Raw genomic sequence first — 6,018 nt, 5'->3', positions numbered from 1 at the left:
TGAATCGGTATGAATTTCAGGAAGTACATATGGGGGTGCAGTGGAGAATTGTATTATATGCTAGCGACAAACCAATCGCAAACAAAGCCTCTCAAAATGCTTTCACACGTATAAAGGAACTTAACAAAATACTCAGCGACTATGACCCGGAAAGTGAACTGAACGAGTTGTGTCGGTTATCCGGGCCGGGAAAACCAGTCAAAGTCAGTCTCCCCCTGTTGACAGTACTGAAAAAAGGTCAAGCACTTTCGCAGGAAACGAATGGGGCATTTGATGTTACAATCAGCCCTGTTGTGAGGCTCTGGCGGCGGGCGCGGCGTCAAAAATCGATGCCTGATCACCAGCGTTTACAGGAGGCCCGCAATAAAGTCGGTTATGAATCGCTGAAAATTTCAGTTCAAAACCAGACGGTCGAGCTGCTGAAAAAGGACATGCGACTCGACCTGGGAGGCATCGCCAAAGGGTACGCCGCTGATGTCGCTTTACGCGTGTTAAAAGAAAATGGTGTGAGTCGCGCGATGGTTGATGGGAGCGGAGATATCGTGCTGGGAGATCCCCCGCCGAATACGTGCGGATGGAAAATCGGCATCTCTTCTTCAGACGGTCCCGAGGCCAACATCGACCGGTATCTGCTCTTACATAACGCGGCCGTCGCGACGTCGGGGGATGCGCTGCAGCACGTTGTCATCGACGGCAAACGTTACTCGCATATTGTCGATCCGCGCACCGGACTCGGGCTCACCGATCAAAGCCGCGTCACTGTCATTGCCCCCGATGGGATGACTGCTGACAGCCTGGCGTCTGCGGTCAGCGTACTCGGACCAGAGGCGGGAATCAAACTGCTGAATCAGAAACCGGGAACCGCGTGTTTGATTCTCAGGCACGAAAACGGACCATTAAAATCATTCGAATCCCATTGCTTTTCCTGCTATGATCTAAAACAGAATTGAAACCGAAGAGGAGCTTCCATGACTGAGAATCTGGTTTACCTGAACGGCGAGTATGTTCCCGCGAATGAGGCGAAAATTTCCATCTTTGATGGCGCGATCAGCCTGGGGATGACCGTCACCGAATCCACGCGTACCTTCGCGCATCAGCCGTTTCGTTTGCGCGACCATCTCGACCGTCTGTTCCTCAGTCTCAAAGCAGCCCGCTTCGATGCAGGTATGACCGTTGAAGAAATGGAACAGCTTACGCTGGAAGTCTGGGAGAAAAACAGGCCTAATTACGATGCCGGCACTGATGCCTGGATCGTGCATAACATTACGCCCGGACAATGGGTCCCCTCAAGCGGACAAAAACCGCCGGGATCAAAACCGACGGTCATGATCATCACACTGCCCCTTGATCTTTCCTACTGGGCGGACTTCTATCGGGTGGGCTGTCACGCTGTGACTCCTTTTTCGCGCATCCAACCGGCACAGTCGCTAGATGCCCGTATCAAAAACCGCAGCCGTTTTCTGTATACGCTGGCTGAATCGGAAGTGAAGCTGGTTGACCCGATGGCGCAGAGTCTGCTGCTCGATACTGATGGATTTCTCTCTGAAAACAAGGGAGGCAATTTTTTCCTGGTGACGAACAATCGAATCCGCACGCCGAGCACAATCAACTGCCTGAACGGCATCAGTCGCCAGACAATTTTTCTACTGGCCGAGAAACTCAATATTCCTGTCGAAGAATGTCAACTACTCCCTTACGACGTCATCACCGCCGACGAGGCATTTTTCACCAGCACACCTTACTGTATCATGCCGGCCACAAAATTTAACGGCACCATCATCGGCGATGGTCAGGTCGGTCCGATCACGAAAAAACTGTTAGCAGCCTGGAGTCATCTGGTCGGCATCGACATCCTGGAACAGGCGCAAGCTTCGCGGAAATAGCAAATTCAAGACGATCTTCTGAAAAACATCAGGCGATCAGATTCTCCAGAACCTTACCTTCCACGCCAGTCAAACGGTAGTCGAGGCCTTTGTGCTTCACCACCAGCCTGGTGTGGTCGAAACCCAGCAGATGCAGAATCGTGGCGTGCAGATTATGAATGTGGACTTCATCTTCAACCGGATGAAAACCGAGCTCATCCGTTTTCCCAATCACTGTTCCCGCTTTCACACCCCCGCCGGCCATTAACATGGTAAAACTGAAAGGATGATGATCGCGGCCTTCTCTTCCCGGCGAGGAACCTCTGCGGACTTCGGTCATCGGGGTCCTGCCGAATTCTCCCCCCCAGATCACGAGCGTATCATCGAGCAAGCCTCGCTGCTTGAGATCTTTGATCAAAGCGGCACAGGGCTGGTCGGTCATGTCGCAGTTTGTTTTGAGGTTCTTGTTGAGATTCGAATGATCATCCCAGGTGGAATGATAGAGTTGTACAAAACGCACGCCCCGTTCAATCATGCGACGGGCGAGTAACGCATTGCTGCCGAACCAGTTCGTGGTTTCATTTTCAATGCCATACATGTCGAGGGTCGCTTTGGACTCGTCTTTGAAGTCGAGCAGTTCCGGCGCTGAGACCTGCATCCGAAATGCGAGTTCGTATGAGGCGATGCGTGAGGCAATTTCCGGATCGCCAATCTGGTCAAAGCGCATCGTGTTCAAATCACGAATCGCATTCAGGCGATCCTGCTGAATCGCGGGCGAAATTCCGTTTGGATTCGATAAATACAAAATCGCTTCGCCGCGACTGCGAAATGTGACGCCCCGATAGGTGGAAGGGAGAATGCCATTACTCCAGAGCGACGAACCTCCATCCACGCCTTTGCCCGAATTTGAGAGCAAAACCACATAACCGGGTAGATTTTCTGACTCACTTCCCAACCCGTAAGTGACCCACGAACCCATACTGGGGCGGTCAAACATCGTCGAGCCGCTATTCATCAGCATCTGTGCGGGATGATGATTGCTGACATCAGTGTGCACGGTCCGAATCATACAAAAATCGTCGGCACAGGTTCCCAGATGCGGCAGGTTGTCAGAAAATTCGAGCCCCGACGCGCCATATTTTTGAAAGGTCCGCGGCGAAGCCATGACTTGTGCCGTTGATTTAATGAGTGAATCGTTGATCCCTTTGAGAAATGATTCGGGAACCGGCTGTCCATGCAGCTTTTGCAACTGGGGCTTCGGATCAAACAGATCCATCTGGCTCGGTCCGCCAGACATAAAAATGAAGATCACATTTTTTGCCCTGGGTGCGAAGTGCGGCGTTTTCACAGCCAGCGGATTGTCGGCTTTGAATGCCGGTTGACTCGCGGCGCTTTCTTTTGCCAGAAGTTGACTGAGGGCAATCGAACCGAGACTACAGGCGGTCGACTTCAGAAAATGACGTCGCTGCTGATATTGAATCTCGTGATATTCGATCATTGGTATCAGTCCCGTACAATAAATTCATGCAGATTGAGCAACACACTGGCAACGACGGTCCACGCAGCTTCCTCGCGGGAGACTTTTCCGCTGACTGCTTGTGGCGATTGTTGCCCGACTTGCTGCTGATAGAGTTCTTTCAGTCGGTCGATTTCTTTCTGCTGAGGCTCTCGAGCCAGACATAGCTGAAATCCATAGTGCAGGCGCGCGTCAAGATCGGCGGAGTTTTCGTTGATGATCCGCTGGGCCAGTTTTTGCGCCGCTTCATAAAACACCGGGTCGTTTAACAGCGTCAGTGCCTGCAATGGTGTATTCGAGCGATCCCGGCGGCTGCAGGTCTGGCTGGGATTAGGAGCATCGAAAATCACGGACTGCGCGTAAGGCGAGGTCCTTAAAACCAGGGTGTATAAACCTCTGCGATACCGATCCTCTCCAGTACTGACTTCCCAGGTATTTGAACCAAAGCCTTCCATCACCACACTCTCAGGCTGGAGCGGTCGCACACACGGGCCTCCCTGTTTCCGCGTGAGTAAGCCACTGACCGCCAGTGCCTGATCGCGAACCGTTTCAGCTGAAAGCCGCAGGCTGGTTTGATGGCTGAGCAGTCGATTGGCGGGATCTCTCTGATATATGTCGGGGCGCATTTTAGAGGATTGACGATACGTGGCGGAGGTCACAATCAACCGGTGCAGGTCTTTGACATTCCAGCCATTGCTTATCAAGTGAGATGCGAGCCAATCCAATAACTCGGGATGTGAAGGCCGAGCGCCTTGTGTGCCAAAGTCATCCGAGGTGAGTACGATTCCCTGTCCGAAATATTCCTGCCAGATCCGGTTCACGGTGACGCGAGCGGTCAGCGGGTTAGCGGGGGAAACCAGCCAGCGTGCCAGATCGAGTCGATTCGGTTTCTCCTGGTGATGGAACGCAGACAGAATCTGAGGTGTACCGGGTTCGACGGGAACACCCGGTGCCTGGAATGAACCTCGCAAATGCACAAATGCCTGAGTTGGCGAGTGCATCTCCTGCATCGCGGGTGAGCGGGAGACGGGCGGATATTCCTTGCTCAAGGCAGCCAGATTTTTCGCCAGCTCACCCAGTTTGAGTTCATTGAATTGGGCCCCATTCACGATGTGTCCCCGCGCCAGAAAATAATCCAGCAGGTCATCCTGCTGCCGTTGCGTTCGCTGATCGGGATCAAGCTTGAGAATTTCCAGCCCTTCCTGTTGCCCTTCTCCTGAACCGACGCCCCAGACCAGCCCCATCACTTCCCAGGCACGGGCCCAGTGGTGGTCTGCGGCCGGATGCTCCGCCGCATAAAGCATTTTTTCTTCCCACTCCCGCTGCAGTTTCTCCAGCGGTGCCTGCACAGGAGCAATCAGAGCTTGCCGTTTTTTCTGGTAAACTGCCTGCTGCTGTATCTGTCGCCGTTCCTCTGCCAGGGGCGCATCAATGTTGACTTCATAAGCGGAGTTGAAGAAGGCATAGAGCTGATAAAATTCTTTCTGGCTGATCGGATCATATTTATGATTGTGACAGCGACAACAGTCCAGCGTGAGCCCCAGCCAGATCGTGCCGACCAGCTTAGTCCGGTCGATCACTTTATTCACGCGAAATTCTTCGAGGTCTGCCCCGCCCTCTCGATTGCTTAACGTCTGCCGCAAAAAACCGGTTCCCTCATGTTGGGACGGCGTAGTCTCAGGCAGCAGATCGCCCGCGATTTGTTCCAGCGTGAATTGATCGAAGGGCTTGTTTTCATTCAACGATTGCACAACCCAGTCGCGAAACCGCCAGGCATTGGGGCGGACGGCATCGGTCAGATAACCGTCACTGTCAGCGTAATGACATAAGTCCAACCAGAGCCGCGCCCATTTTTCGCCAAAGTGCGGCGATTTGAACAGGCGGTCCACAACCCGTTCATACGCGTCAGGTCGATCATCGTTCACAAAACGAGAGACCTCTTCCGGCGTAGGCGGCAGGCCTGTCAGGTCCAGCGTTACGCGTCGAATCAACGTTGGTTTGTCGGCGGCTGCGGCAGGTTGAATCTTTTCCTGTTGCAGTCGCTGTAAAATGAAATGGTCGATTTCATTCCTGGCCCAGGCCTTCTGCTGTAACGGGGGAAGATCCTGTTTCAGGATCGGTTGGAATGCCCAATGTTTTTTACTGCGTTTGTGTTTTGTTTTCTCGCCGATCTCCAGTTTGTCCGGCCAAATCGCTCCCTGCCTGATCCATTGCTGGATCGCGGTAATTTCTTTGGGAGAGAGACGCGCGCCTTCTCCTTCCGGTGGCATCACGAGTTTATCCCGATGTGTCCCGGAGATCATTTGAAACAGCGGGCTTTTCGCAGGATGCCCCGGCAAGAGGGCCATCCCATAATTGCCGCCCGCGAGAGTCGTCTGCCGCGTGGTCAATGAGAAACTGCTTTCCGGGTCTGCATGACCGTGGCAGTCTAAACAGTGCGCTTCCAGAATCGGCTGAATATCACGTGCAAACTGGATTTCTGTCGCAGGCGTTTTTTTCGCAGCCGGGCTGGTTTCTCCCGACACGAATCGCAGACAGAAAAGAACCGAAACGCAACAGGCCATTCCCAGGCCTGTTGCTTTGAACCCCCAATAGTGACAACTGCTCCGATCGCGCATCAAATCCCCTCTTCTCACTAGC

4 protein-coding genes are annotated in these 6,018 nt (G+C 53.2%); 2 read left to right on the top strand and 2 right to left on the bottom strand.

The features are described 5' to 3' along the window. Together Q0294_RS21310 and Q0294_RS21305 are read left to right on the top strand one after the other, a co-directional pair. A partial coding sequence (locus Q0294_RS21310) for an FAD:protein FMN transferase (protein ID WP_299469475.1) occupies nucleotides 1–950 on the top strand: 950 nt, incomplete at its 5' end. An 18-nt stretch (nucleotides 951–968) separates the two neighbouring features. After that, nucleotides 969–1,883 (top strand): aminotransferase class IV, encoded by a 915-nt coding sequence (locus tag Q0294_RS21305; protein ID WP_299469473.1) that lies wholly within the window; start codon nucleotides 969–971, stop codon nucleotides 1,881–1,883. A 28-nt stretch (nucleotides 1,884–1,911) separates the two neighbouring features. Here the strand turns inward: Q0294_RS21305 and Q0294_RS21300 are convergent, their stop codons facing one another. Next, nucleotides 1,912–3,360, bottom strand: a complete 1,449-nt coding sequence (locus tag Q0294_RS21300; RefSeq protein ID WP_299469471.1) for a DUF1501 domain-containing protein — start codon at nucleotides 3,358–3,360, stop codon at nucleotides 1,912–1,914. Between the two features lie 5 nt (nucleotides 3,361–3,365). Continuing rightward, nucleotides 3,366–5,996, bottom strand: a complete 2,631-nt coding sequence (locus Q0294_RS21295; RefSeq protein WP_299469469.1) for a PSD1 and planctomycete cytochrome C domain-containing protein — start codon at nucleotides 5,994–5,996, stop codon at nucleotides 3,366–3,368. Between the last annotated feature and the right edge of the window lie 22 nt (nucleotides 5,997–6,018).

Origin of the sequence: uncultured Gimesia sp., assembly GCF_937919775.1 — a bacterium.
Classification (GTDB): Bacteria; Planctomycetota; Planctomycetia; order Planctomycetales; family Planctomycetaceae; genus Gimesia.
The sequence above is the reverse complement of the archived record's forward strand: the minus strand, read 5'-3'. Positions and strand labels throughout refer to the sequence as shown.

Coding starts and splice junctions, on each gene's coding strand:
- Q0294_RS21305 (WP_299469473.1), top strand. CDS start 969: ATGACTGAGAATCTGGTTTACCTGAACGGCGAGTATGTTCCCGCGAAT.
- Q0294_RS21300 (WP_299469471.1), bottom strand. CDS start 3,360: ATGATCGAATATCACGAGATTCAATATCAGCAGCGACGTCATTTTCTG.
- Q0294_RS21295 (WP_299469469.1), bottom strand. CDS start 5,996: ATGCGCGATCGGAGCAGTTGTCACTATTGGGGGTTCAAAGCAACAGGC.